The 24,093-nt window shown below is 64.3% G+C and carries 40 protein-coding genes; 38 read left to right on the forward strand and 2 right to left on the reverse strand.

The features are described 5' to 3' along the window. The 34 genes from NNJEOMEG_RS17560 to NNJEOMEG_RS17725 form a co-directional block, all read left to right on the forward strand. Positions 1-99, forward strand: a 99-nt coding sequence (locus NNJEOMEG_RS17560) for an EF-Tu C-terminal domain-related protein (protein ID WP_173086772.1), incomplete at its 5' end; no start/stop codon positions are given. Between the two features lie 7 nt (positions 100-106). After that, the gene (gene rpsJ / locus NNJEOMEG_RS17565; RefSeq protein ID WP_173086773.1) at positions 107-415 is read left to right on the forward strand and encodes a 30S ribosomal protein S10; all 309 of its coding nucleotides are present in this window, start codon (positions 107-109) and stop codon (positions 413-415) included. Between the two features lie 18 nt (positions 416-433). Continuing rightward, positions 434-1,069: a 50S ribosomal protein L3 gene (gene rplC / locus NNJEOMEG_RS17570; RefSeq protein WP_173086774.1), complete on the forward strand. Its 636-nt coding sequence runs from the start codon at positions 434-436 to the stop codon at positions 1,067-1,069. A 3-nt stretch (positions 1,070-1,072) separates the two neighbouring features. Beyond that, positions 1,073-1,693 carry a 50S ribosomal protein L4 gene (gene rplD, locus NNJEOMEG_RS17575; RefSeq protein WP_173086775.1) on the forward strand — a complete coding sequence of 207 codons (621 nt, stop codon included), beginning with the start codon at positions 1,073-1,075 and terminating at the stop codon, positions 1,691-1,693. A 4-nt stretch (positions 1,694-1,697) separates the two neighbouring features. After that, the gene (rplW, locus tag NNJEOMEG_RS17580) at positions 1,698-1,988 is read left to right on the forward strand and encodes a 50S ribosomal protein L23 (protein ID WP_173086776.1); all 291 of its coding nucleotides are present in this window, start codon (positions 1,698-1,700) and stop codon (positions 1,986-1,988) included. A gap of 3 nt (positions 1,989-1,991) precedes the next feature. After that, positions 1,992-2,822 (forward strand): 50S ribosomal protein L2, encoded by an 831-nt coding sequence (gene rplB / locus NNJEOMEG_RS17585; protein ID WP_173086777.1) that lies wholly within the window; start codon positions 1,992-1,994, stop codon positions 2,820-2,822. Positions 2,823-2,832: 10 nt separating this feature from the next. Continuing rightward, positions 2,833-3,117 (forward strand): 30S ribosomal protein S19, encoded by a 285-nt coding sequence (gene rpsS, locus NNJEOMEG_RS17590; RefSeq protein ID WP_173086778.1) that lies wholly within the window; start codon positions 2,833-2,835, stop codon positions 3,115-3,117. 11 nt (positions 3,118-3,128) lie between these two features. Next, the gene (gene rplV, locus NNJEOMEG_RS17595) at positions 3,129-3,464 is read left to right on the forward strand and encodes a 50S ribosomal protein L22 (RefSeq protein ID WP_173086779.1); all 336 of its coding nucleotides are present in this window, start codon (positions 3,129-3,131) and stop codon (positions 3,462-3,464) included. Between the two features lie 5 nt (positions 3,465-3,469). Next, entirely contained in the window at positions 3,470-4,111 is a 642-nt protein-coding gene (gene rpsC / locus NNJEOMEG_RS17600; protein ID WP_173086780.1) for a 30S ribosomal protein S3, read from the forward strand. Next, on the forward strand, positions 4,111-4,524 hold the full coding sequence (gene rplP, locus NNJEOMEG_RS17605) for a 50S ribosomal protein L16 (protein WP_173086781.1): 414 nt from the start codon (positions 4,111-4,113) through the stop codon (positions 4,522-4,524). The genes rpsC and rplP overlap by 1 nt, the downstream gene beginning before the upstream one ends. A gap of 2 nt (positions 4,525-4,526) precedes the next feature. Continuing rightward, the gene (gene rpmC / locus NNJEOMEG_RS17610) at positions 4,527-4,724 is read left to right on the forward strand and encodes a 50S ribosomal protein L29 (RefSeq protein ID WP_173086782.1); all 198 of its coding nucleotides are present in this window, start codon (positions 4,527-4,529) and stop codon (positions 4,722-4,724) included. Positions 4,725-4,730: 6 nt separating this feature from the next. Then, positions 4,731-4,991: a 30S ribosomal protein S17 gene (gene rpsQ / locus NNJEOMEG_RS17615; protein WP_173086783.1), complete on the forward strand. Its 261-nt coding sequence runs from the start codon at positions 4,731-4,733 to the stop codon at positions 4,989-4,991. After that, the gene (gene rplN, locus NNJEOMEG_RS17620; protein ID WP_173086784.1) at positions 4,988-5,356 is read left to right on the forward strand and encodes a 50S ribosomal protein L14; all 369 of its coding nucleotides are present in this window, start codon (positions 4,988-4,990) and stop codon (positions 5,354-5,356) included. The genes rpsQ and rplN overlap by 4 nt, the downstream gene beginning before the upstream one ends. 20 nt (positions 5,357-5,376) lie before the next feature. Next, positions 5,377-5,700, forward strand: coding sequence for a 50S ribosomal protein L24 (rplX, locus tag NNJEOMEG_RS17625; RefSeq protein ID WP_173086785.1), 324 nt, complete (start codon positions 5,377-5,379; stop codon positions 5,698-5,700). A 13-nt stretch (positions 5,701-5,713) separates the two neighbouring features. Then, the gene (rplE, locus tag NNJEOMEG_RS17630; RefSeq protein ID WP_173086786.1) at positions 5,714-6,253 is read left to right on the forward strand and encodes a 50S ribosomal protein L5; all 540 of its coding nucleotides are present in this window, start codon (positions 5,714-5,716) and stop codon (positions 6,251-6,253) included. 12 nt (positions 6,254-6,265) lie between these two features. Next, positions 6,266-6,451, forward strand: coding sequence for a type Z 30S ribosomal protein S14 (locus NNJEOMEG_RS17635; RefSeq protein WP_173086787.1), 186 nt, complete (start codon positions 6,266-6,268; stop codon positions 6,449-6,451). Between the two features lie 11 nt (positions 6,452-6,462). Further along, positions 6,463-6,846, forward strand: a complete 384-nt coding sequence (gene rpsH / locus NNJEOMEG_RS17640) for a 30S ribosomal protein S8 (protein ID WP_173086788.1) — start codon at positions 6,463-6,465, stop codon at positions 6,844-6,846. A gap of 13 nt (positions 6,847-6,859) precedes the next feature. Next, positions 6,860-7,399, forward strand: coding sequence for a 50S ribosomal protein L6 (rplF, locus tag NNJEOMEG_RS17645; RefSeq protein WP_173086789.1), 540 nt, complete (start codon positions 6,860-6,862; stop codon positions 7,397-7,399). An 11-nt stretch (positions 7,400-7,410) separates the two neighbouring features. After that, positions 7,411-7,770, forward strand: coding sequence for a 50S ribosomal protein L18 (rplR, locus tag NNJEOMEG_RS17650; protein ID WP_173086790.1), 360 nt, complete (start codon positions 7,411-7,413; stop codon positions 7,768-7,770). 11 nt (positions 7,771-7,781) lie between these two features. Continuing rightward, positions 7,782-8,273 (forward strand): 30S ribosomal protein S5, encoded by a 492-nt coding sequence (gene rpsE, locus NNJEOMEG_RS17655; RefSeq protein ID WP_173086791.1) that lies wholly within the window; start codon positions 7,782-7,784, stop codon positions 8,271-8,273. Between the two features lie 4 nt (positions 8,274-8,277). After that, positions 8,278-8,466: a 50S ribosomal protein L30 gene (rpmD, locus tag NNJEOMEG_RS17660; RefSeq protein ID WP_173086792.1), complete on the forward strand. Its 189-nt coding sequence runs from the start codon at positions 8,278-8,280 to the stop codon at positions 8,464-8,466. Next, complete coding sequence (rplO, locus tag NNJEOMEG_RS17665) at positions 8,456-8,914, forward strand: 50S ribosomal protein L15 (protein WP_173086793.1); 459 nt, start codon at positions 8,456-8,458, stop codon at positions 8,912-8,914. The genes rpmD and rplO overlap by 11 nt, the downstream gene beginning before the upstream one ends. A gap of 1 nt (position 8,915) precedes the next feature. Next, entirely contained in the window at positions 8,916-10,229 is a 1,314-nt protein-coding gene (gene secY, locus NNJEOMEG_RS17670) for a preprotein translocase subunit SecY (RefSeq protein ID WP_173086794.1), read from the forward strand. A 1-nt stretch (position 10,230) separates the two neighbouring features. After that, positions 10,231-11,004, forward strand: a complete 774-nt coding sequence (map, locus tag NNJEOMEG_RS17675) for a type I methionyl aminopeptidase (protein WP_173086795.1) — start codon at positions 10,231-10,233, stop codon at positions 11,002-11,004. A 28-nt stretch (positions 11,005-11,032) separates the two neighbouring features. Beyond that, on the forward strand, positions 11,033-11,146 hold the full coding sequence (gene rpmJ / locus NNJEOMEG_RS17680) for a 50S ribosomal protein L36 (RefSeq protein WP_084502162.1): 114 nt from the start codon (positions 11,033-11,035) through the stop codon (positions 11,144-11,146). 27 nt (positions 11,147-11,173) lie between these two features. After that, the gene (gene rpsM / locus NNJEOMEG_RS17685; RefSeq protein ID WP_173086796.1) at positions 11,174-11,545 is read left to right on the forward strand and encodes a 30S ribosomal protein S13; all 372 of its coding nucleotides are present in this window, start codon (positions 11,174-11,176) and stop codon (positions 11,543-11,545) included. A gap of 33 nt (positions 11,546-11,578) precedes the next feature. Then, a complete protein-coding gene (gene rpsK / locus NNJEOMEG_RS17690) occupies positions 11,579-11,968 on the forward strand; it encodes a 30S ribosomal protein S11 (RefSeq protein ID WP_173086797.1) in 390 nt (129 codons plus the stop codon). 18 nt (positions 11,969-11,986) lie between these two features. Then, a complete protein-coding gene (rpsD, locus tag NNJEOMEG_RS17695) occupies positions 11,987-12,613 on the forward strand; it encodes a 30S ribosomal protein S4 (protein WP_173086798.1) in 627 nt (208 codons plus the stop codon). A gap of 9 nt (positions 12,614-12,622) precedes the next feature. Beyond that, positions 12,623-13,666 (forward strand): DNA-directed RNA polymerase subunit alpha, encoded by a 1,044-nt coding sequence (locus NNJEOMEG_RS17700; protein ID WP_173086799.1) that lies wholly within the window; start codon positions 12,623-12,625, stop codon positions 13,664-13,666. Then, positions 13,656-14,057 carry a 50S ribosomal protein L17 gene (gene rplQ, locus NNJEOMEG_RS17705; protein WP_173086800.1) on the forward strand — a complete coding sequence of 134 codons (402 nt, stop codon included), beginning with the start codon at positions 13,656-13,658 and terminating at the stop codon, positions 14,055-14,057. Before NNJEOMEG_RS17700 ends, rplQ begins: the two co-directional genes overlap by 11 nt. A 427-nt stretch (positions 14,058-14,484) precedes the next feature. Continuing rightward, on the forward strand, positions 14,485-15,399 hold the full coding sequence (locus NNJEOMEG_RS17710; RefSeq protein WP_173086801.1) for a selenium metabolism-associated LysR family transcriptional regulator: 915 nt from the start codon (positions 14,485-14,487) through the stop codon (positions 15,397-15,399). A 3-nt stretch (positions 15,400-15,402) separates the two neighbouring features. Further along, a complete protein-coding gene (gene selD, locus NNJEOMEG_RS17715; RefSeq protein WP_173086802.1) occupies positions 15,403-16,452 on the forward strand; it encodes a selenide, water dikinase SelD in 1,050 nt (349 codons plus the stop codon). Between the two features lie 192 nt (positions 16,453-16,644). Then, entirely contained in the window at positions 16,645-17,058 is a 414-nt protein-coding gene (locus NNJEOMEG_RS17720) for a hypothetical protein (RefSeq protein ID WP_173086803.1), read from the forward strand. A 214-nt stretch (positions 17,059-17,272) separates the two neighbouring features. Continuing rightward, complete coding sequence (locus tag NNJEOMEG_RS17725; protein ID WP_173086804.1) at positions 17,273-19,300, forward strand: methyl-accepting chemotaxis protein; 2,028 nt, start codon at positions 17,273-17,275, stop codon at positions 19,298-19,300. A 317-nt stretch (positions 19,301-19,617) separates the two neighbouring features. Here the strand turns inward: NNJEOMEG_RS17725 and mobA are convergent, their stop codons facing one another. Continuing rightward, complete coding sequence (gene mobA / locus NNJEOMEG_RS17730; protein ID WP_235957022.1) at positions 19,618-20,232, reverse strand: molybdenum cofactor guanylyltransferase; 615 nt, start codon at positions 20,230-20,232, stop codon at positions 19,618-19,620. Between the two features lie 82 nt (positions 20,233-20,314). Next, positions 20,315-21,028 (reverse strand): formate dehydrogenase accessory sulfurtransferase FdhD, encoded by a 714-nt coding sequence (locus NNJEOMEG_RS17735; protein ID WP_173086806.1) that lies wholly within the window; start codon positions 21,026-21,028, stop codon positions 20,315-20,317. Positions 21,029-21,151: 123 nt separating this feature from the next. On the opposite strand from NNJEOMEG_RS17735, the gene NNJEOMEG_RS17740 reads away from it, so the two are divergent. The 4 genes from NNJEOMEG_RS17740 to NNJEOMEG_RS17755 are packed head-to-tail and all read left to right on the forward strand — an operon-like array spanning position 21,152 to position 24,038. Further along, on the forward strand, positions 21,152-21,916 hold the full coding sequence (locus tag NNJEOMEG_RS17740) for an ABC transporter substrate-binding protein (protein ID WP_173086846.1): 765 nt from the start codon (positions 21,152-21,154) through the stop codon (positions 21,914-21,916). A gap of 48 nt (positions 21,917-21,964) precedes the next feature. Next, positions 21,965-22,663, forward strand: coding sequence for an ABC transporter permease (locus NNJEOMEG_RS17745; protein ID WP_173086807.1), 699 nt, complete (start codon positions 21,965-21,967; stop codon positions 22,661-22,663). Beyond that, positions 22,660-23,337 carry an ABC transporter ATP-binding protein gene (locus NNJEOMEG_RS17750; RefSeq protein WP_173086808.1) on the forward strand — a complete coding sequence of 226 codons (678 nt, stop codon included), beginning with the start codon at positions 22,660-22,662 and terminating at the stop codon, positions 23,335-23,337. The genes NNJEOMEG_RS17745 and NNJEOMEG_RS17750 overlap by 4 nt, the downstream gene beginning before the upstream one ends. Continuing rightward, positions 23,325-24,038 carry a molybdopterin-guanine dinucleotide biosynthesis protein MobB gene (locus NNJEOMEG_RS17755; RefSeq protein ID WP_173086809.1) on the forward strand — a complete coding sequence of 238 codons (714 nt, stop codon included), beginning with the start codon at positions 23,325-23,327 and terminating at the stop codon, positions 24,036-24,038. The genes NNJEOMEG_RS17750 and NNJEOMEG_RS17755 overlap by 13 nt, the downstream gene beginning before the upstream one ends. Positions 24,039-24,093: the final 55 nt, after the last annotated feature.

Consider the following 24,093-nt stretch of genomic DNA (forward strand, 5'->3'; position numbering starts at 1 on the left):
CTGATCGCCCCCATCGCCATGGAGACCGGCCTGCGCTTCGCCATCCGCGAAGGCGGCCGTACCGTCGGCGCCGGTGTCGTGACCGAGATCATGGAGTAGAAAGACAATGAACAGCGACCGCATCAGGATCAAGCTCAAGGCCTACGACTACCGTATCCTGGACAAGGCCGTGGCCGAGATCGTCGATACCGCGCGCAACACCGGCGCGGGCATTGCCGGGCCCATCCCGCTGCCCACCAACATCCACAAGACCACCGTGAACCGTTCCGTGCACGTGGACAAGAAGTCCCGCGAGCAGTTCGAGATGCGCGTTCACAAGCGTCTGCTGGACATTCTGGAACCCACCCAGCAGACCGTCGATGCCCTGGGCAAGCTCTCGCTGCCCGCTGGCGTTGACGTCGAAATCAAGCTTTAAGGAAAGGGGAAACGTATCATGGCCAAGAAAACCCTTGGCATCATCGGCCGCAAGCTGGGCATGACCCGCGTCTTCAGCGATGACGGCACGGTGGTCCCGGTAACGGTCATCGCCGCGGGCCCCTGTCCGGTGATGCAGATCAGGACCCAGGAGACGGACGGCTACACCGCCCTTCAGCTGGCCTTTGACGAGCGCGAGGAGAAGGAGCTCAACAAGCCCGAGCGCGGCCATCAGGCCAAGGTCGGAAAGGGCTTCTTCCGTCAGCTTCGCGAAATCCGCCTCGACAACGTGGAAGGCTACGAACTGGGCCAGGAGATCACGGTCTCCATCTTTGCCCAGGGCGACAAGGTGAAAGTCACCGGTACTTCCATCGGCAAAGGCTTCCAGGGTCCCATGAAGCGTTACGGCTTCGGCGGCCTCAAGGCCACCCACGGCACCGAAAAGGCCCACCGCTCCGGTGGCTCCATCGGCCATAACACCGAGCCCGGAAAAGTCATGAAGGGCAAGAAAATGGCCGGACATATGGGCGCGCGCACCGTGACCTCCATCAATCTGGAGATCTACGACGTCAGGCCCGAGAACAACATCATCCTGGTCAAAGGCCAGGTCCCCGGCCACCGCAACGGCCTGGTGATGATCCGCAAGCAGGGGTAGGGCATGGCCACCGTCAAAGTATTCGATCAGACGAACAAGGAAGTCGGGCAGCTGGAACTGGCGCCCGAGGTGTTCGAAGTCGCCGTGCGGCCCGAACTGCTGCATCTGGTGGTCCGCTCCCAGCTGGCCGCCAAGCGCGCAGGCACCCACTCGGTTAAGACGCGCTCCTTCGTTTCCGGCTCGGGCTCCAAGCCCTGGCGGCAGAAGGGCACCGGACGCGCCCGCTCCGGCGCCAAGCGCTCCCCCATCTGGAAGGGCGGCGCCGTTGTGCACGGCCCGCAGCCGCGCAGCTACGAATTCAAGGTGAACAAGAAGATCAAAGCTCTCGCGCTCAAGATGGCGCTCTCCACCAAGGTGGCCGAAGAGAGCCTGATCCTCGTGGACAAGCTCGACCTGCCCGAAGTGAAGACCAAGCTCTTCGCCGGGGTGGCCGGAGCGTTCGGGCTGAAAAAGGCCTTGATCGTTCTGCCCGAGTCGAATAACACTATCGAGCTTTCCGCCCGGAATCTTCCCGGCATCAAGGTCGTTCGGCAGGACATGCTGAACGTTTACGATTTGCTCAAGCACCCTCAGCTGGTGATGGTGCAAGGCGCGGCGCAGGCCGTCCAGGAAAGGTTGAGGTAGAGCCATGAGCTTCGCGAACATTCTCATCAAGCCGCTGATCTCCGAAAAGGCGACCAAGGCCAAGGAAGATTCCAACCAGGTGATCTTCTACGTTGCCCCCGACGCCAACAAGATCGAGATCAAGGCGGCCGTCGAGGAAGCCTTCAAGGTGAAGGTCGACGAGGTCAACGTGGTGCGTCGCCGGCCGCTTAAGCGCCTTCGCGGCGGCCGCAAGGTCAGCCACGTGCCGGGCTACAAGAAGGCCTACGTGACCCTGGCCTCCGGCGAAAAGATCGAATTCTTCGAGGGAGTCTAAGCCATGGCCGTGCGCACGCTCAAACCCACCTCGGCCGGACGCCGCTTCCAGACCGTGTCCGACTTCGCCGAGGTCACCGCTTCCAAGCCGGAGCGGTCCCTCACCGAGGGCCTGAACAAGAAGTCCGGCCGCAACAACCAGGGCCGCATCACCTCGCGTCGCCGCGGTGCGGGCAACAAGACCCGTTACCGCATCATCGACTTCCGCCGCGACAAGGTGGGCATCCCGGCCAAGGTCGCCACCATCGAGTACGATCCCAACCGTTCCGCCCGTATCGCCCTTTTGCACTATGCAGACGGTGAAAAGCGTTACATTCTCGCGCCGGTTGGCATCAATGTCGGTGACACCCTGCTGGCTGGCGAAGGCGCGGACATCAAGCCCGGCAACGCCATGGCCATGCAGAAGATGCCCGTGGGCACCCTGCTGCACAACATCGAGATGACCCCCGGCCGCGGCGGCCAGCTCTGCCGCGCCGCCGGCACCTACGCCCAGCTCATTGCCAAGGAAGGCAAGTACGCGCTGCTGCGCCTGCCCTCCGGCGAAGTGCGCAACGTGCTGGCCGCCTGCATCGCCACCGTGGGCCAGGTGGGCAACGTGACCCATGAGAACGTGTCCATCGGCAAGGCCGGCCGCAACCGCTGGCTGGGCAAGCGTCCCAAGGTGCGCGGCGTGGCCATGAACCCCGTCGACCACCCGCTGGGCGGCGGCGAGGGCAAGAGCTCCGGCGGTCGTCACCCCGTTTCGCCCTGGGGCAAGCCTGCCAAGGGCCAGAAGACCAGAAATCGCAAGAAGGCCTCGTCGCGGCTCATCGTGAAACGCCGCAACGAGAAGTAGGAGCGCGCACATGCCTCGTTCGCTCAAGAAAGGCCCCTTTGTCGACGGTCACCTGACCGGCAAAGTCGAAAAGGCCAACGAAACTCAGGATCGCCGGGTCATCAAGACCTGGTCGCGCCGCTCCACCATCCTTCCCGAGATGGTCGGGCTGACCTTCGCCGTGCACAACGGACGCAAGTTCATCCCGGTGTTCGTTTCCGAGAACATGGTCGGCCACAAGCTGGGCGAGTTCGCCCCCACCCGCACCTTCCACGGCCACGCCGCGGACAAGAAAGCCGCCAAGGGCAAGAAGTAGGGGAGCCGGACATGGAAGCCAGAGCCATCGCCAAATTCGTCCGGGTGAGCCCTCAGAAAGCCCGCCTGGTCGCAGCCACCGTCAAGGGCAGGGGCGTCGAGGAAGCCATGAACATCCTCAAGTTCACGCCCAAGAAGGCCGCCTTCCTCATCGGCAAGGTGCTGCACTCGGCCCTGTCCAACGCCGAACAGATGTCCGCCGACGTGGACACCCTGAAGGTGAAGGACGTCATCGTGAACCAGGGCCCCACCTGGAAGCGCATCATGCCGCGCTCCATGGGCCGGGCCAACCGCATCCTCAAGCGCACCAGCCACATCACCGTGGTTGTTGAAGAAGAGAAGGAGTAGGGGCCATGGGTCAGAAAGTCCACCCGTACGGCTTCCGCCTGGGCTACAACAAGAACTGGAATTCCCGCTGGTTCGCCAAGAAGGAATACCCCGGCTTCGTCTACGAGGACAACCGCATCCGCAAGTTTGTGAAGTCCTCGCTGTTCCATGCCGGCATTTCCAGGATCGAGATCGAGCGCGCCGGCGGAAAGATCAAGCTGATCATCCACACTGCCCGCCCGGGTATCGTCATCGGCCGCAAGGGCACCGAGATCGAGAAGGTTCGCGCCGATCTCAAGAAGCGCTTCGGCCGTGAGTTCGCCGTCGAGGTCAACGAGATCCGCCGTCCCGAAACCGACGCCCAGCTGGTGGCCGAAAACATCGCCCTCCAGCTTGAGCGCCGCGTGGCCTTCCGCCGCGCCATGAAGCGCACGGTGGGCCTGGCCCGCAAGTTCGGCGCCGAGGGCATCAAGGTGTTCTGCGCTGGCCGCCTGGCCGGCGCCGAGATCGCCCGCTCCGAATGGTACCGCGACGGCCGCGTGCCCCTGCACACCCTGCGCGCCGACATCGACTACGGCTTGGCCACCGCCAAGACCACCTACGGCGTCATCGGCGTCAAGGTGTGGATCTTCAAGGGCGAGATTCTCGTCAACGAGGTCGAACAGTAATGCTCTCCCCCAACAGAACCAAATTCCGCAAGCGTCAGAAAGGCCGTCTGGACGGCCCCGCTACCGGCGGGACCGAGGTCTCTTTCGGCGACGTGGCCATCAAGGCCGTGGAGCACGGAAAGCTGACCAGCCAGCAGATCGAGGCTGCCCGCGTGGCCATCATGCGCCACATCAAGCGCGGCGGCAAAGTTTGGATCCGCATCTTCCCCGACTTCCCGGTGACCTCCAAGCCCGCTGAAGTGCGGATGGGTTCCGGTAAGGGCTCCCCGGTGGGTTGGTGCGCTCCCGTTAAGCCCGGCCGCGTGCTCTACGAGGTGAAGGGCGTCGAGATGGAAGTGATGGTCGAGGCCCTCAAGCGCGCCCAGCACAAGCTGCCCATCAAGACCAAGATCGTGACCAAGGAACTGGTGTAGCCATGGTTACCGCCAAGGAACTGCGCGAATTCGACGAGGCCAAGCTTGCCGAGCAGCTTACGCAGACCCAGGAAGAGCTCTTCAAGCTGCGCTTCCAGCACGCCACCGCTCAGCTGGAAAAAACGCACCGCCTGAACGAACTGAAGACCGACATCGCGCGCATCAAAACCGTGATGTCCCAAAAGAAAAGCGGCAGGTAGGAAACCATGGAAGAGCACAAGAGCAACCGCCGGGTGCTGACCGGCATCGTGGTCTCGGACAAGTGCGACAAGACCATCGTCGTGCGCGTTGAGACGCTGGTGAAGCACCCCCTGGTGAAGAAGTACATCCGCCGCCGCAAGAAGTTCATGGCCCACGACCCGATGAACGAGTGCGGCATGGGCGACAAGGTGCAGATCATCGAGCACCGCCCGCTGTCGGCCCGCAAGCGCTGGCATCTGGTGAAGATCATGGAGAAGGCGAAATGATCCAGGTTGAATCCGTACTCGACGTCGCCGACAACTCCGGCGCCAAGAAAGTGGCCTGCATCAAGGTGCTGGGCGGTTCCCGCCGGCGCTACGCCTCCGTGGGCGACATCATCGTGGTCTCCGTCAAGGAAGCCATGCCCCATTCCAAGGTGAAGAAGGGGCAGGTGATGAAGGCCGTCATTGTTCGCACGAAGAAGGAAGTGGGTCGCCCGGATGGCACCTACATCAAGTTCGACAACAACTCTGCCGTGCTGCTCTCCGCGCAGCTCGAGCCAGTGGGAACCCGTATCTTCGGACCCGTGGCCCGCGAACTTCGCCTGAAGAATTTCATGAAGATCGTGTCGCTGGCCCCTGAAGTCCTGTAGATAGGAAGCCCGAGGACGCCATGAAAACGTATCGTATCCGCAAAGACGACAAGGTGATGGTCATTGCGGGGAAGGACAAGGGCAAGATCGGAAAGGTCTTGAAGATCCTCCCCAAGAGCGACCGGATCCTGGTGGAGAAGGTGAACCTGGTGAAGCGTCACCGCAAAGGCAACCCCTACGCCGGCCAGGCCGGCGGCATCGAGGAGAAGGAGGCCGCCCTGGCCATCTCCAACGTTGCCCTCATGTGCGACGCGTGCGCCAAGCCCACCCGCGTGGGCTACAAGTACACCGAGGACGGCAAGAAACTCCGCTTCTGCAAGAAGTGCAATGAAGTCATCAGCTAAAGGGAATCACACCATGACTCGCCTCGAACAAATCTACTCCGAAAAGGTCGTGCCGGCCTTGCAGAAGGAGTTCGGGTACAAGTCTTCCATGCAGATTCCCAAGTTCAAGTTCATCTCCCTGAACATCGGACTTGGCGAAGCCTCCCAGAACTCCAAACTGATCGACGAGGCCGTCAACGAGTTGACCGCCATCGCCGGGCAGAAGGCCGTGGTCACCCGGGCCAAGAAGTCCATCGCGGCCTTCAAGCTGCGCGAGAATCAGCCTGTGGGCTGCCGGGTGACGCTTCGCCACGACCGCATGTGGGACTTCTACGACAAGCTGGTGAACTTCGCGCTGCCTCGCGTGCGCGACTTCCGGGGTGTCCCCGACCGCGGGTTCGATGGTCGCGGCAACTTCACCCTGGGCATCAAGGAACACACCATTTTCCCCGAGATCAATATCGACCGGGTCGAACGTGTGAAGGGCATGAACATCACCATCGTGACCAGCGCCGTCAGCGACAAGGAAGGCAAAGTCCTCCTCGACCTGCTCGGCATGCCCTTCAAGAAGTAGGAGGATACGACCGTGGCACGCACTGCCCTCATGGTTAAGGCCCGGCGCAAGCCCAAATTTTCGGCCCGGGCGTACAATCGTTGCCCCATCTGCGGCCGTTCCCGGGCGTTCCTTCGCAGATATGGCATTTGCCGCATCTGCTTCCGCAACATGGCCCTGGCCGGAGAACTTCCCGGCGTCAGGAAATCGAGCTGGTAGGAGGCCCGAACATGTCCGTGACCGATCCAATCGCCGACATGCTGGCCCGCATCCGCAACGCGTACCACGCGCTGCACAAGAAGGTCGCCATGCCGCACTCCAAGATGAAGGAGTCCATGGCTGGGATTCTGAAGGATCAGGGCTACATTGAGGAATTCGCCGTGGATGGACGTGATCTTGTGATCACGCTCAAGTATGCAAAGGGCCGCCCGCTTATCGCAGGCCTCAAACGCGTGAGCAAGCCCGGCCGTCGCATCTATGTCGGGGCGCACGACATCCCGCGCGTCCAGAACGGACTTGGCATCTGCATTCTCTCCACCTCCCGTGGCATCATGGACGGCCTGGCCGCCCGGAGCGCCAACGTGGGCGGCGAGCTGCTTTGCGAAGTCTGGTAAGAGGATTCAAGCCATGTCCCGCATAGGCAAGAAAGAAATTGAGATCCCCAAGGGGGTCGAGGTAAAGGTCGCCGGGGAGGCCTTGAACGTGAAGGGGCCCAAAGGGGCCCTGGAAACGCCCGCTCATCCCAAGCTCACCTACGAAATCGACGGTTCCGTGGTCCGCGTGGGCCGCACAGACGACTCGCGTCTGGCCCGTGCCCAGCACGGCCTGCGCCGCACGCTCCTGGCCAACTGCATCGAAGGCGTCACCAAGGGTTTCTCCAAGACCCTGGAAGTCATCGGCGTGGGTTACAAGGTCCAGGTTGCAGGCAAAGCCGTTGTCCTGAACGTGGGCTTCTCCCATCCCGTCGAGTTCCCGCTGCCTGCCGGCATCGAAGCCAAGGCCGAGGGCAACAAGCTCACGATCTCGGGCATCGACAAGCAGCTCGTGGGCGAAACCGCCGCGCAGATCCGGCGCGTGCGCCCGCCTGAACCCTTCAAGGGCAAGGGCATCAAGTACGACAACGAGCAGATTCGCCGCAAGGCCGGCAAATCCGGCGGCAAGAAGTAGGGGGCCTGGACATGAAGCTCAGCAAGCAAGCCGCGCGTATGCGCCGCAAGGTGCGCATCCGCAAGAAGATCTCCGGCAGCCCGGAGAGGCCCAGGCTGGTGGTCTACCGCTCCAACCTGCACGTCTACTGCCAGATCGTGGACGACGAGACCGGCCAGACCCTGGTCTCCTCCTCGTCGCTCGCGCTCTCCAAGGGCGGCGAGTCGCTCAAGCCCAACAAGGACACCGCCGTCAAGGTGGGCCGCGACGTTGCGGCCAAGGCCAAGGAAAAGGACATCGCCAGCGTGGTCTTCGACCGCAACGGCTACCTCTACCACGGCTGCATCAAGGCCTTGGCTGACGGCGCCCGTGAGGGCGGGCTGCAATTCTAACGGGGACCACCATGGAACAGTCTGAACTGACCCAAATCGAGAAGATCGTTTCGCTCAACCGCGTGGCCAAGGTCGTGAAAGGCGGCCGCCGGTTCAGCTTCAGCGCGCTGGTCGTCGTGGGCGACGGAAAGGGCTCCGTGGGCTTCGGCCTGGGCAAGGCCAACGAAGTCCCCGAAGCCATCCGCAAGGCCACGGACCAGGCCAAGAAGTCCATGATCAAGGTCCCCCTCCTGGACGGCACGCTGCCTTACCAGGTGATGGGACGCTTCGGCGCCGGCCGCGTGGTGCTTATCCCCGCCTCCAAGGGCACCGGGATCATCGCGGGCGGCCCGGTGCGCGCCGTCATGGAGGCCGCCGGGGTGCACGACATCCTTACCAAGGCCATCGGCACCAACAATCCGCACAACGTGCTCAGGGCCGCCGTGGCGGGCCTGGCATCGCTGCGCAGCGCCGAGCAGGTTTCCGAACTGCGCGGTAAAACCGTGGAAACTCCGAGGAAGTAGCACCATGAGCGGGCAAGTGACCATCACGCTCCTCAAGAGCAAGATCGGGTGCACCCCCAACCAGAAGGCCACTTTGGAGGCTTTGGGGTTGCGCAAGATCCGTCAGGCCAAAACCCTGCCGGACACTCCGGCCGTGCGGGGTATGATCTACAAAGTCAATCACCTGGTTGAGGTGAAAGAACATGCTGCTTAACGAACTCACTCCCTTCCCCGAGGAGCGCAAGGACCGCAAGCGCATTGGGCGCGGACGCGGCACCGGCCAGGGCTGCACAGCCGGCAAGGGCAACAAGGGCCAGAATGCTCGTGCTGGAGTCAGCTCCAGGCCCTGGTTCGAAGGCGGCCAGATGCCTCTGGCCCGCCGTCTGCCCAAGCGCGGCTTCAAGAATCCTTTCAAGGTTTCCTACAGCCCCATCAATCTCGATCGCCTCGTGGAATCCTTCCCCGAGACCGCCGAGATTACACTCGACCTCATCTACGAGCGCGGCCTTGCCCCCAAGGGCGCCCCGGTGAAGATCCTCGGCAACGGGGACCTCACCAAGGCCATCACCGTGGAAGCCCACAAGTTCAGCGCCTCTGCCCTGGAGAAGCTCGCCAAGGCCGGCGGCGCCGCCAAGCCCCTGGAAAACGTGACGGAAGGCTAACGTGGCACTGCAAGGCGTGGAGAATCTGGCTCGTCTGCCGGAGCTGAAAAAGAAGATCCTTTGGACCTTCCTGCTTCTGGCCGTCTACCGTGTGGGCATCCATGTGCCCGTTCCCGGCGTGGACACCCTGGCGCTGGCGGATTTCTTCCACAGCGCCAAGAACACGCTGTTCGGGCTTTTCGACATGTTCTCCGGCGGCGGCCTGAACAAGCTCTCCATCTTCACCCTGGGCATCATGCCCTACATCTCCGCCTCCATCGTCATGCAGCTGCTCACCGTGGTGAGCCCGGAACTCAACCGGCTGCAGAAAGAGGAAGGAGCGCAGGGACGCAAGAAGATCACCCAATACACCCGCTACGGCACGGTGCTCATCACCCTGGTTCAGGGTCTGGGCATCGCCGTTGGCCTTGAGAGCATGACCAGCCCCACCGGGGCGCCCATCGTGCTCCATGCTGGCCTGGGGTTCAAGTTCATGACCGTGATGACCCTCACGGCCGGAACCGTGTTCCTCATGTGGCTGGGTGAGCAGATCACCGAAAAGGGGATCGGCAACGGCATCTCGCTGATCATCTTCGCGGGCATCGTGGCCGGTCTTCCGCGCGCGCTCATCAACACCTTCCAGCTGGTGGGCCAGGGCGAAATGAGCCTCATGGTGCTCATCCTGCTGGTCGGTGTGATGGCGGGCGTGTTGGTGGCCATCGTCTTCATGGAACGCGGCCAGCGCCGCATTCCCATACAGTACGCAAAGCGTATGGTGGGCCGTAAGATGTACGGCGGCCAGACCACGCATCTGCCGTTGCGCATCAACACGGCAGGCGTGATTCCGCCCATCTTCGCCTCGTCCATCCTGCTCTTCCCGGCGACCATCGCCAACTTCTATCAGGCAGACTGGGTGCAGATGGTGGCTTCGTGGTTCAACCCGAGCTCCATTGTGTACAACTTCCTGTTTATTGGCATGATCGTCTTCTTCTGCTACTTCTACACGGCGATCATCTTCGATCCGAAGCAGATCGCCGAGAACATCCGCAAGCAGGGCGGCTTCGTGCCGGGCATCCGTCCCGGCCAGAAGACGAAGGAGTACCTGGACCGCGTCCTGGCGCGCCTCACCCTGTGGGGGTCCATGTACATCTCTGCCGTGTGCGTGCTGCCCATGTTCCTGATCGCCCAGTTCAACGTCCCGTTCTACTTCGGCGGCACGAGCGTGCTCATCGTCGTCGGCGTGGCCATGGACTTCATGGGGCAGATCGAGTCTTACATGATCAGCCGCCAGTACGAGGGACTCCTGGCCAAGGGCCGCATCAAGGGCAGGGCCTAGGTTGAAGAAGTTTCGCGGCATTTACGTCAAGAACGACGCTGAAATCTCCGTCATGCGCCAGGCGGGGGGCATAGTGGCCTCCATCCTGGATGAACTGGAGAAGGCAGTCCGGCCCGGCGTCAAAACGATGCTCTTTGAAGAGATGGCCCTGGGGCTTTGCGACCAGTACGGCGTGAAGCCGGCTTTCAAGGGCTACCTGGGCTACCCGTTCGCCTTGTGTTGTTCGGTGAACGAGGAGGTTGTTCACGGATTTCCGTCCCAGCGCGAGCTGTGCGAGGGAGACATCGTGAGCTTCGACATGGGCGTGATCCTCAGCGGGTTTTACGGCGACTCCGCGCGCACGGTACCCGTCGGGGAGATCAGTGAGGAGGCTAAGAAACTCCTCGCGGTCACGGAAGAGTCGCTGCGCCTGGGCATTGACCAGGTGCAGGCGGAGGGAAACCTCTACGACGTGTCCCTGGCCATACAAAAACATGTTGAAAGCCAGGGGTACTCTGTTGTAAGACGGTTCGTTGGGCACGGCATCGGCAGGAATCTCCATGAGAAACCGGAGGTTCCTAATTTTGTCCCCAAGGGGGCAAACCCTGTCGTGCTCAAGCCGGGCATGACCCTGGCCATCGAGCCGATGGTCACCATGGGGGGTCCCGAGGTGGAAATCCTCGCGGACAAGTGGACGGCGGTCACCAAGGACCGCAGCCTCGCCGCTCATTGCGAGCACACCGTGGTGGTTACGGCCGACGGACCGAAAATACTGAGCCAGCGCCTCGAGGCGTAGGCCATACCCGTTTCTGGGGAGAAAGATTATGAAAGTGCGGCCTTCGGTGAAGAAGCTCTGTCCGAAATGTAAGATCATCCGCCGTCACGGCGTGCTCAGGGTGGTCTGCGAAAATCCCCGGCACAAGCAGCGCCAGGGATAAAGTTAAGAATCTAGCGAGGTATCGAACGTGGCCCGTATTGCTGGAGTCGACCTGCCCAGGAACAAGCGCATGGACATCGCCCTGACCTATATCTATGGGATCGGGCACACCACCGCTTTGAACATCCTGGATGCCACCGGCGTGGAGTGGACCAAGAAGACCGACGACCTGACTTCCGAAGAAGTCAACACCATCCGTAAAGAGATCGAAGCTAACCACAAGGTTGAGGGCGATCTCCGGCGCGAGGTCACGGCCAACATCAAGCGGCTGATGGACATCGGCTGCTACCGGGGGCTTCGTCACCGCAAGGGCCTTCCCGTCCACGGACAGCGCACGCACACCAACGCCCGCACCCGTAAGGGACCGCGCCGCGCCGTGATGGCCAAAAAGAAGAAATAACCGCTCGGCGCGTCATTCAATAGAGGAATCATCATGGCAGCCAGACCCCGCCGTCAAGGCAAGAAAGAGAAGAAGAACATCCCTGTGGGCGTTGCCCACATCCAGGCGACCTTCAACAACACCATCATCACGTTCACCGACCAGCGCGGCAACGTGGTGAGCTGGGCCACCTCCGGCGGCGCCGGTTTCAAGGGATCGCGCAAGTCCACCCCCTTTGCCGCGCAGGTCGCCGCCGAAACGGCCGCTCGCAAGGCTCAGGATAACGGCATGCGCACCGTGGGCATCCTGGTTAAGGGTCCCGGCTCCGGTCGCGAGGCCGCCATGCGCGCCATCAACGCCGCGGGCTTCAAGGTGAGCTACATCCGCGACGTGACCCCCATCCCCCACAACGGTTGCCGCCCCCCTAAGCGGCGCCGGGTCTAGCTTTCCAAGGAGAACATCGTGGCCCGCTACACTGGACCCAAATGCCGCCTGTGCCGCCGCGAGGGAGCCAAGCTCTTCCTCAAGGGCGACCGCTGCTTTACTGACAAGTGCGCCTATGAGCGCCGCCCCTACGCCCCCGGCCAGCACGGCCGCATCCGCAAGAAGATGAGCGATTACGCCGTGCAGCTGCGTGAAAAGCAGAAGGCGCGCCGCGTCTACGGCATCCTGGAAGAGCAGTTCCGTTCCTACTTCGCCGAGGCCGACCGCCAGAAGGGCGTCACCGGCGCCAACCTCCTCATCAACCTGGAACGCCGCATGGACAACGTGATCTATCGCATGGGCTTCGCCAATTCGCGCGACCAGGCCCGTCAGATGGTCCGCCATGGCCTCTTCCTGCTCAACGGACGCCGCGTTTCCATCCCCTCCATCCAGGTTCGCGTGGGCGACGTGGTGGAAGTGCGCGAAAAGAACCGCCAGGTTCCCGTGATTCAGGAAGCCCAGCAGGTCATCGCCCGTCGCGGCTGCCCCTCCTGGGTGGAAGTCGACGGTGCGGCCTTCAAGGGCAAGGTCAACGCCATGCCCACACGCGAAGACATCCAGCTGGCAGTAAACGAGCAGCTCATCGTCGAACTGTACTCCAAGTAAGAGGACACAATGCTCATCCGTACAGGCGACAGGCTCATCAACACGCGCAACTGGTCCGAGTTGGTGCGCCCCGAGAAACTCGCGCGCGACCCCAAGTCCACGTCCACCTACGGCCGCTTCACCTGCGAGCCGCTGGAGCGCGGCTTCGGCACGACGCTCGGCAACGCGCTGCGCCGCGTGCTCCTCTCGTCGCTGCAGGGCGCGGCCATCGTGAGCGTGAACATCGAGGGCATTCAGCACGAATTCACCACCATCCCCGGAGTCATCGAGGATGTCACGGACGTCGTGCTCAACCTCAAGCTGATCCGCCTGGCCATGACCACGGACGAGCCCCAGCGCCTCACCCTCTCGGTGAACAAGCAGGGCGCGGTCACCGCCGGCGACATCACCGCCAACCAGAACGTCACCGTTCTCGACCCCGAACAGCACATCTGCACGCTTTCGGAAGCGCGCGATCTGCGCATGGAGTTCGAGATCCGTATGGGCAAGGGGTACGTCCCCGCCGACATGCACGAGGGCCTGAACCAGGAGATCGGTCTTATCACGCTCGACTCCAGCTTCACCCCCGTCAAAAAGGTCGCCTATACCGTTGACCAGGCCCGCGTCGGGCAGATGACCAACTACGACAAACTCATCCTCGATGTCTGGACCGACGGCTCCGTGACCCCCGAGGACGCCATCGCCTACTCCGCCAAGATCCTCAAGGATCAGCTCTCCGTCTTCATCAACTTCGATGAGAAGGAGTCCGAGACTGAAGGCTCGCGCGGCGGCGACGACCACGACTTGAACCCCAACCTGTTCAAGTCCATCGACGAGCTGGAACTCTCGGTGCGCGCCACCAACTGCCTGAAGAGCGCCAACATCTCCCTGGTCGGCGAACTGATGCAGAAGTCCGAAAACGAGATGCTCAAGACCAAGAACTTCGGCAAGAAATCCCTCGAGGAAATCCGTCGCGTTCTTGAAGAAATGGGCCTCGATTTCGGCATGCGCATCGACAACTTCGAACTGAAATACCAGGAATGGCTCAAGAGGAAGCAGACCAATGAGGCATAGCAAGAGCGGTAAAAAACTGGGAAGAACCTCCTCCCATCGCAAAGCCATGTTCCGCAACATGGCCCGGTCGCTTCTCACCTACGGGCAGATCAAGACCACCGAGACCAAGGCCATGGCCCTGCGCAAGGTCGCCGACAACCTGGTCACCCTCGGACTGCGCGACGACGTGCACTCCCGCCGCCTCGCCTACAAGGTGCTTGAGAACCACCAGCTGGTGAAGAAGCTCTTCGACGAAATCGCCCCTCGCTTCTCGGGCGTCAACGGCGGCTACACCCGCGTCTACAAGCTCGGCCTGCCCCGCGTAGGTGACTGCGCCCCCATGGCCGTCATCGAACTCACTCGCCGCGAGGAGGCCGCTCAGGCTCCCGCCGCCGAGGCCGAAGCGAAGTAACGACCAGACCCCTATGGTCCTCAAAGCGGGATGGCTCTGCCATCCCGCTTTTTTTCGCACGGTGTCCTTGCCTCTGTCTGCACAGGGAACGAACCTTTACCCATGCTTCGGCGTAAGGCACGGCTTCATGCAGTGAACCAAGTGCGTTCGTTCCTCTTCGCGCTTCCATAGCGAGAAACGCGGTTCACGGTGAGCTATCTCTATCATGAGCCGTCAGCGACGGTTCATCCATGGTCCGATCGCTTCACCAGGGCGGGCTCGACGGTCAGGGGACTTCAGCCCGGCGCCTCGCTCCATGGAACCAGCCTTACTGAGTGATGGCGTACCGGGAAATTGGCCATGACCGGCACAGCCGGAACCTGTGTCATTACCTGAGTGAGCAGGCCGAGCTTTACTATCGGGCATTATGATAGTACCAATCCCTTCCATGGATATACGACGTCTCGAAGCGTTCCGCAAAGTGTACGAGTTGGGCAGTTTTTCCAAGGCCGGACAGGGGCTTTTCCTCTCCCAGCCCACCATCAGCGCCCATGTGCTCTCTTTGGAGCAGGAACTTGGCACTCAGCTGTTCGACAGGCTGGGAAGGACTATCCTTCCCACCCAGGCCGGCGAGATCCTCTACCGCCACGTCTTGCAGGTGTTTTCCGCCCTGGAGACGGCGCGGGCAGAGGTTGAGCTTTTGCAGCAAAAAGTGGCCGGAGAGTTGCTCATCGGAGGTAGCACCATTCCCGCCACTTATCTTCTGCCTGAGAGGTTGGCCGAATTCTCCCGGCGTTATCCCGACGTGCGCGTGCGGCTCACGGTTGGCGATTCCCAGGACATCATCGGGGCCGTGGCTCGGGGAGAACTCGCTCTGGGTGTTGTCGGGCTGGCGGTGAGCGATCCCGAACTCGTGTTCACACCGTTCATAGAGGACGAGCTTTCGGTTCTTGGCTCTCGCAAACTTCCTGGCTTGCAGGCGTTGTGCGACGGGGGCACGCCGTCCATCGCGGTGGAGGACTTGCGCAATTGGCCGTGGGTTATGCGCGAGCACGGCTCCGGAACCCGCAAGGCCTTCGAGCTGGCTCTGGGCGCGGCGGGGCAGGACATCCGAACACTCAACACGGTCATCGAGGCGCGCAGCCATGAAGCGGTGGTGCAATGCGCTCTGCACGGACTGGGACTGTGCGTCTCATCCAAGTTGGCCGTTGCGCCATGCATGGCCAAGGGCAACCTGATCCAGGTGTCCGTGTCCGGGCTCACCATGCAGCGTTCCTTCCATATGGTGCGCCACGCCAAGAGACACGTGTTTCCCGCCATGCGTTATTTCATGGACTACCTCAACACCGTCGCGGGCGCCTGATCCATGCAGCCGCTTCTCAGACTCGTCGATACCGTCAAAGCTGCCGGTTGAGCCGCCAAGCTCGCCCCAGGGGACCTGGCGGCAGTCTTGCGGGAACTGGAAATCCCAGACGATCCGAGGTTGCTGACGGGCTCGGGAGACAATGAGGACGCCGCGGTTCTGACGTTTCCTCCCGGAAAGGCCCTGATCCAGACCGTCGATTTCTTCACCCCCGTGGTGAACGACCCCTACCGATTCGGCCAGATCGCCGCTTCCAACGCCCTTTCGGACGTGTATGCCATGGGCGGCGAGCCGTATGCTGCCATGAACATCGTCTGTTTTCCGGCGAAGTGCATGGACATGGCCATTCTGCGCGAGGTGCTGCGCGGCGGTCTTTCCAAGGTGCGCGAGGCCGGGGCGGCTCTGGCCGGAGGGCACAGCATCGAGGATGCGGAGATCAAGTACGGCCTGGCGGTGTCGGGGGTTGTGGAGCCCGGGCGCATCGCCACCAACCGGGGCCTTCGCCCCATGGACGAACTGGTGCTCACCAAGCCGGTGGGGACCGGGGTGCTGGCAACAGCCGTCAAGGCTGGACTTCCTGGGTGCGAAGCGCTGGAAGAGAGCATCTGGCGCGTGGCCTCGCGCCTCAACGCCGTGCCCGGGGCCGTGGTGCGCGAGCTGGGGCTGCGGGCGGCCACGGACGTGACCGGTTTCGGCCTGGGAGGACACACCCTGGAAATGTCCCGCGCTTCGGGCTGGGCCGTGGAGATCAACGCCACCTCCGTGCCGCTGCTGCCCGACGCCCTGGACCTGGCTCGTCAGGGGTTCGTGCCCGCAGGCAGCCACGCCAACAAGCAGCACTTCCAGGCCTGGACACGGATCGCTGCCGGAGTGGACCCGCTACTGGTGGACATGGTCTTCGACGCCCAGACCTCCGGCGGCCTGCTTCTGGCGGTGCCCGGGGAACTGGTCGGGCGGGCCGTGAGGCTCCTCGAACAGGGAGGCGACGTGGCCGCACGCGTGGGTCGGGTGCTGGACGAACCTGCCCCGGACGGGCTCCTGCGCGTTGTCTAGACGGTGCTCACGGGCAATCTTGCCCTGAAAGCCCTTGCGTTCGCGGACTTCTCCAGCGCCTGCGCAAGCGTCGGTCTTCCCTTGATGATCCGAGCCGCCCTGGACAGGGCAGGGGAAACCTGTCATACTGTCAAAACGGAATCGTTGAAGGATTCCGCCCGCATCGTGTCCAGCATTCCAAGGAGGAGATACATGAAGCCTGAGGAAAAGGTTGTTTCCATGGACGAATTCCGCAAGCCCAAGGAGAACGAGGTGCCTTCCCTAGCCGAGCTCAATGCCAAGACTTCCCAGGACATCAGCCGCATGTCCCTCATCCTGGCGCTTGTCGCCGTGCTGCTCGCCGGCGTGCTGTTCTTCAAGTCCAACCAGAGCGTGAACGTCCTCACGAAGGACGTCGCTGGAATTTCCGCCAAGGTCGGCGTCATGGACGCCCGCATGGCCGAACTTGAGAACCTGCCCGCCAAGTCCAAGCGCATGGTCATGGGCACCCTGATCATGGAAATGGCCCAGAAGGCTTCCTACCTCTCCACCCAGGTAGACAATCCCGAGCAGGCCGCCAAGCTCCTCCAGGCCATGGAACTGCTCCAGCAGGCCAAGCCCGAGTAGTTGCTTCCCCGCAATGGAAAGGCCCGTCCGCGCAGTGCGCGGGCGGGCTTTTTTTTGGGGCGTTCGAGGTTCGGGCGGGGCGGCCATATCCTACCATAAAGGGTTATTTATTTAATGATCACAAGCTGGTGACAGGGGGGCGTGGTAGTTTACATCTTTGTGGCGATATCATAAGCAACCTCTTCGTGGGGATAATCAACCGGAAGGGGTGGCTATGCGCGTTTCGCTGTCGGTCAAGATCGCGTTTCTGGTGGTGGCCTGCATTTTGGTGGTGAGTCTAGGAATCTTTTTGACGACCAACCATTTCATTACCGAAGGTTTCGACTCCCAGGCCACGGCTGAATTGGAAGCAAGGCAACGCGCCGTGCAGTCCAAGCTCGACACCATGAAAGAGGCCACCCTGGCCGAGGCGTTCCTCATCGCGTCGGACCTGGCCCTGGCGCAGGCCATTGAAGCGCGCGACATCCCGTTCCTCCAGAAGCACGCCAAGACCATTCTGCAGCGCACCAAGATCGACTTCCTCACCATCACCGACGCAAAGGGCGTGGTGGTGGCGCGCGGCCATTCCGACAAGACAGGCGACTCCGCCATGGATCAGCTGGCCATCCAGCGCGCCCTCCAGGGGCAGGAGACCGTGGGCATCGAGGAGGGCACTGTTGTGAAGCTCTCCGTGCGCGGCGGCGCTCCCGTGCGTCTGGGCGGCAAGCTGGTGGGCGCGGTGGCCCTGGGCGAAAACCTGGGCACCCATCAGTTCGTGGACGAGGTCAAGCGCGACATGGGCGTGGAATGCACGCTCTTCAACAACGAAACCCGTGAGACCACGTCCATCCTGCGCGAGGGCAAGCGCGTCGTTGGCACCAGGATGGACAACCCCAAGGTGATCGAAACGGTGCTCCAGAAGTCCGGGGTGTTCAAATCGCGCAACATGATCCTCGGCCAACTCTACGACACGGTCTACTGGCCCCTCGTCACCTCCAGCGGCAAGGTGGGGGGGATGCTCTTCATCGGCAAGGACCGGGCCAGCATCGAGGCCGTGCAGCGCGGCATCGTCTGGAGCGTGCTTGGCTCCGCCGGTGTGGTGGGCCTGTTCATGCTGGGCGTGGGCCTCTACGCCGCCCGACGACTGACCAAACCCATCCTGACCACCATCGGCTTCGCCAAGATTGTGGCCAAGGGCAACCTCAACGAACGCCTCGACGTGGCGCGCAACGACGAGGTGGGCGAACTGGCCGACGCCCTGCGCGACATGGTGAAATCCATCAAGGAAAAGATCGCCGAAGCCGAGGAGAAGAGCGCCGAGGCCGGGCGTCAGGCCCAGATGGCCGAAGTGTCGCGGTGCAAGGCCGAAGAGGCCCACGCCCAGGCCGAGGCCGCGCGCTGCGACGGCATGCTCTCCGCCGCCGAACAGCTGGAAGGCGTGGTGCAGGGCATCAGCGTGGTGAGCACTCAGCTCTCCAGGCAGATCGACCTGACCAGCGAGGACATGTCCGTGCAGGAGCGGCGGACCGCCGAGGCCGCCACGGCCATGGAACAGATGAACGCCACCGTGCTGGAAGTGGCCCGCAGCGCCTCCAATGCGGCCCAGCAGGCCTCCCTGGCCAAGAACAAGGCCCAGGAAGGCCAGGACGTGGTCTCCAAGGCAGTGACGGCCATCGGCCAGGTTGACCGCATGGCCGCCGAGCTGGAGCAGGACATGGCCACCCTCGGCGAACAGGCCCGCGCCATCAGCGGCATTTTGGGCGTGATCTCCGACATCGCGGACCAGACCAACCTTCTGGCCCTCAACGCCGCCATCGAGGCCGCCCGCGCCGGCGACGCCGGGCGCGGCTTCGCCGTGGTGGCCGACGAGGTTCGCAAACTCGCCGAAAAGACTATGACCGCCACCAAGGAAGTGGGCGACTCCATCCGCGCCATCCAGGACGGCACCACGCGCAACGTGGGGCGCGTGAAGTCCGCCGCCGAGGCGGCCAAGAACGCCTCCGGGCTGGCCGAACGCTCCGGCCAGGCCCTTGAGGAGATCGTGGTGCTGGTGGACGAGACCACCGGGCAGGTGCAATCCATCGCCGCCGCCTCCGAGGAACAGTCCGCCTCCAGCGAGGAGATCAATCGCATCGTGGAGGAGGTCAGCCGCATCACCTCGTCCACGGCCAGCGGCATGCGCGGCTCCGCCGACGGGGTGTCGGAGCTCTCCGAGCGCTCCAGGCAGCTGGAGGCTCTGATCACCTCCTTCCGCACCGGCTGAGGCCATCCCTCCCCCGAACGGTGGAACGCCCCGGAGCGCCTAGGCGCCCCGGGGCGTTCTTCATTGGGCCGGGAGGGGCGGCGCGTCTGCTACTGTCACGCGCGACGTATGGCGCGCATCCCGGGTGTGGTTCTGGGCGCACGGCATGGGCGCAAAATGGGGCAGGGCGGCTTTGCCCCACGGCGGACGGCTTTCGCCGCATCCGTCCCGGAGCATCAGGAGGTGGAGATCTTGGGGTGTTTCCCACCGTGCTTTCGGTGGGAGCGTCTGTCTGCGTGTCCGGGCAATCCGCAGGGACGGATCGCGAGGACGCTGCGCTAGAGCGAGCCGGTTCCCGGCACCTGGCGCAGTTCCTCGGGAGTGTTCACGTTGAAAAACGGGCGGGCGTTGGCCACGGTGTAGGGCACATCGTGGCGCAGGGCGGGCGGAAATGCCCGGGAGAGCTTGCGCTGTCCCTGGTCCAGGGCGCGGCGCATCACATCGGCGGCTCCGGGTTCATAGACGCTCACGAGGGCCTCGATGTAGTCGGTCTCGATCTGGGCGAAGGTGGTCATTAAGGCATGGGGCGGGCGGGTGCGCCACGCCGCCAGGAGTGTCCCCAGGGTGGACCGGTCCAGGAAGGGCAGGTCGCAGGAGAGCACGAGGCAGGGCGCGCGGAAGCGCTCCAGGGCCGTGAGGATGCCCCCCATGGGGCCGTTGCCGGGGCGCTCGTCCAGGAACCAGCAGGAGACGCCGGGCAGGGGGCCGGGATCGCGCCCCGAGACGGCCACTTCGGCGCAGAAGTTTCCGGCCAGGGCCACGGCGCGCTCCAGGAGCGTGCGGCCCTCCATCAGCACGGCCGCCTTGTCACGGCCCAGGCGGCGGCTCTGGCCGCCGGCCAGGATCACGGCCGCGGGCGGGGCCGCGTCCGGGCCGGATGTCGGGACGGACACGGGCCCGGGCTCCGGCGCGGCACCCGATGGGGCCGAAGCGGCGGCCCCGGGCGCGAGCCCAGGTGCGGCCGTGGAGTCGCGCTCAGTCCCGAGCCAGGATGCGCCCATGCGGATCCGAAAAAATGCTGAAACGGTTCTCGCGGGAGAAGCCCGCCAGCGTCATGCCCGCCTCCCGGGCCTGGGCCACCCCGGCCGTGGTCACGGCCGAACGGCTCACCATGGCCGCATAGCCCGATGTGACGGCCTTGCGCACCAGCGACGCCGTGGCCCGGGCCGTGACGAAGAGCACCTGTCCCGCCAGGGGCGTGCCGGACTCCAGGGACCAGCCCGCCAGGCGGTCCAGGCAGTTGTGGCGGCCGATGTCCTCCACGTGGCGCACGAAGGCCTTCTCCAGGGGATCGTAGAGTGCGGCCCTGTGGAAGCAGCCCGTGGCGTCCCAGCGTCCGGCCATCTCCATGAAGCGGCCCGCGCCCTCCAGGATGTCCCGGGCCGTGAGCGCCCCGGGCCAGGGACGCGCCGGGGGCGGCGCGCCGGGCTCGAAGCGCACGGCGAAGGCGCGCTCGCCCAACGCCTCGACGCGGGGGACGGTTCCGTCCGGGGCGAGGTCCAGGAGGGCCTGCCCCAGCGCCAGGGCGCGCAGGTCCGTTGGGAAGGCCCAGAGGCGTTTGATCCCCTGGCCCTGCACGTCGAGGGTCACGGAGACCTCGAAGGCCGCGTCGTCGTCGAAGTCCCGCCAGGCTCCGTCCTTGAACTGCCGACAGGGCAGCCGCGCCAGATCGGTTTCGTTTTTGTCCATGTGTCCTGATTGACATAGTGTCGGCCCATCTGGCAAGTGTGTCAAAACAGACACAAGGGGGTTTTCGTGAAGACGAAACACATCGTTGCGCTCGCTCTCGCCGCGCTCCTGAACCTGGCGGGCATGGCCTGGGCCCAGGAGAAGGTGCTCATGATGGCCACCACCACCAGCACCGAGGACACGGGACTCCTGCCCGTGCTGGCGGAGGCCTTCAAGAAGAAGTCCGGCGTGGAGCTGCGCTGGGTGGCCGTGGGCACGGGCAAGGCCCTGGAGATCGGCAAGAACTGCGACGCCGATGTGCTCATGGTGCACGCCCCCGCCGCCGAGAAGAAGTTCCTGGAAGAGGGTGCGGGCAAAGCGCGCACCGAGATCATGTACAACGATTTCGTGCTCATCGGCCCCAAGGCCGACCCGGCCAAGATCAAGGGCAAGAGCGTGGCCGACGGCCTCAAGACCCTCGCCGGGCAGAAGGCCGTGTTCGTGAGCCGGGGCGACAAGTCCGGCACCCACATGGCCGAACTGGCCCTGTGGAAGTCCGCGGGCATGGACGCCCCGGACAAGGAGGCCTGGTACGTCTCCTCGGGCCAGGGCATGCTCCAGTGCATGCGCATGGCGGCGGAGAAGGGCGGCTACGTGCTGGCCGACCGGGGCACCTGGATCAAGTTCGAGGCCATGCCCGAGGCCAAGGACATGGCCATCGTCATCGAGGGCGACGCCCCTCTGCGCAACCAGTACAGCGTGATCACGCTGAACGCCGAAAAGTGCCCCAAGGCCAAGCACGAATGGGCCGAGGCCTTCGCCAAGTGGATGGCCACCGAGGGCCAGAAGGTGGTGGCCGATTTCAAGGTGATGGGCAAGCAGCTCTTCTTCCCCAACGCCCAGAAATAACATGACGTTGCGGCGCGGCGGAGACACGCCGCGCCGTACCCCGCATCCATGAGCTATCTTCTCGACGGAATCGCCAGGGCGGGCGAACTGCTCGCCTCGGGCGATCCCGAGACCTTCTCCGCCGTGGCCGCCACCCTGGAGGCCACGGCCCTGGCCATGGCGGCGGCCCTGGCCCTGGGGCTGCCCGCCGGATTCTGCCTGGGCTATTTCCGGTTTCCCGGCAAGCGCGCCCTGCGCACCCTCTCTGACGCCTTCATGGCCTTCCCCACGGTGGTCATCGGGCTTCTGGTGTACGCGCTGCTCTCGCGGCGCGGCCCCTTCGGCGAGATGGGCCTGCTCTTCACTGTGCCGGGCATGGCCCTGGGCCTGGCCCTGCTGGCCCTGCCCATGCTCGTGAGCCTCACGGCCTCGGCCGTGGAGCAGATGGACGCTCGCCTGCGCCTGACCCTGCGTACCCTGGGCGCGGACAACCGCCAGCTGCTCCTGGGCATCCTCTGGGAGGCCCGCCACGGCGTGATGGCCGGAGTGGTGGCCGCCTTCGGGCGCGTGGTCTCCGAGGTGGGCATCGCCATGATGGTGGGCGGCAACATCAAATGGCATACGCGCACCATCACCACGGCCATCGCCCTGGAGACGGGCAAGGGCGAGTTCGCCCAGGGCATCGCTCTGGGCATGGTGCTCCTGGCCATCTCCATGGCGGTCAACGGGCTGCTGGCGCTGCTCAAGCGGCGGGGCGGGGCGCGGTGAGCCTGGTCTACAAGGTTTCGGGCCTGCGCCACGCTTTCTCTGGGCGGCCCGCCCTGCGCTGCGACGCCTTGAGCGTGGAGGCAGGGAGCATCGTGGGCATCCGGGGGCCGAACGGGGCGGGCAAGAGCACGCTGCTCTCCATCCTGGCCTTCCTCCTGACCCCCGACGAGGGTCAGGTGCTCTTTCTGGGACGCCCCGGGCGCGTGGGCGACGTGGCCCTGCGCCGCGCCGCCGTGCTCATGCCCCAGGACCCGGCCCTCCTGCGCCGCCGCGTGGAGGACAACGTGGTCTACGGGCTCAAGGCCCGGGGCGTGCCCGAGGGAGACGCGGCCTCCCAGGCCCTGGACCTGGTGGGGCTCGACCCCGCGCGCTACCTGCGCCGCTGGTGGTGGGAGCTCTCCGGGGGCGAGGCGCGCCGGGTGGCTCTGGCCTCGCGCCTGTCGCTGTCGCCCAGCGTGCTTCTGCTGGACGAGCCCACCGCCAGCCTGGACCCCGAAAGCTCCGGCCTGGTGGCCCAGGCTCTGGGCGCCGCACGCGAGCGCCGGGGGCTCACCGCCGTGATCGTCAGCCACGACGGCGAGTGGCTGGACGCCTGCTGCGACCAGGTGTACCGTCTGTCCCCCCCCGAGGGGCTCCAACCTGCAATCACGGAGAACAGGCCATGCGCGCTGTGAACGTCGTCGGCTTCAAGGACACGGGCAAGACCACCCTGGCGGCCGGGCTGCTGGAAGGGCTCACGGCCCTGGGGCTGGCCCCGGCGGCGCTCAAGTTCACCCATCAGGCGGGCCTGGACAAGCAGGGCACCGACACGGCCAAGCTGCTCTCCCGGGCCGTGGCCTCGGCCGCCATCGGCGAGGCCGAGTCCGCGGTGTTCTGGCGGGAGAAGAAGCACCTGCGCGACATGCTGGCGCTGCTGGGCAGCCGGACCGTGGTGGTGGAGGGCGGCAAGGACCTGGGCGTGATGCCGCGCATCGTCATCGCGGCCGATCAGGCCCAGGCGCGGCAACTGGGCGCGGGGGAGGGCGGTCTGGCCCTTGCCGTGTACGGCCCCGAGGGCGTGGACGGCGTGCCTGCCGAACGCGACGTCGCCAAGCTCGCCCGTCTCGCGGCCGAGCGCGGCTTCCTGCTGCCCGGGCTGGACTGCGGAGGCTGCGGGCGGGCCTCCTGCCGCGAGCTGGCCGTGGAGATCGTGGCCGGCCGAGCCGCGCCCGAGGACTGTACGGCCCAGGGAGGAGAGATTTCGGTGACCATGAACGGCGTGCCCCTGGGGCTAAACCCCTTCGTGGCGCGCATGCTGAAGGCTGGCCTCGCGGGCATGTTGCGCGAACTCAAGGGCTTCACCCCGGGCGAGACGGTGATCACCCTCAAGCTCTGAAGCCTCCCGGGCGGCGCGACGCCCGATTGCACCGGCTTCTTCTTGTGTTCGCGGC

Origin of the sequence: Fundidesulfovibrio magnetotacticus (assembly GCF_013019105.1) — a bacterium.
Taxonomy (GTDB): domain Bacteria; phylum Desulfobacterota; class Desulfovibrionia; order Desulfovibrionales; family Desulfovibrionaceae; genus Fundidesulfovibrio; species Fundidesulfovibrio magnetotacticus.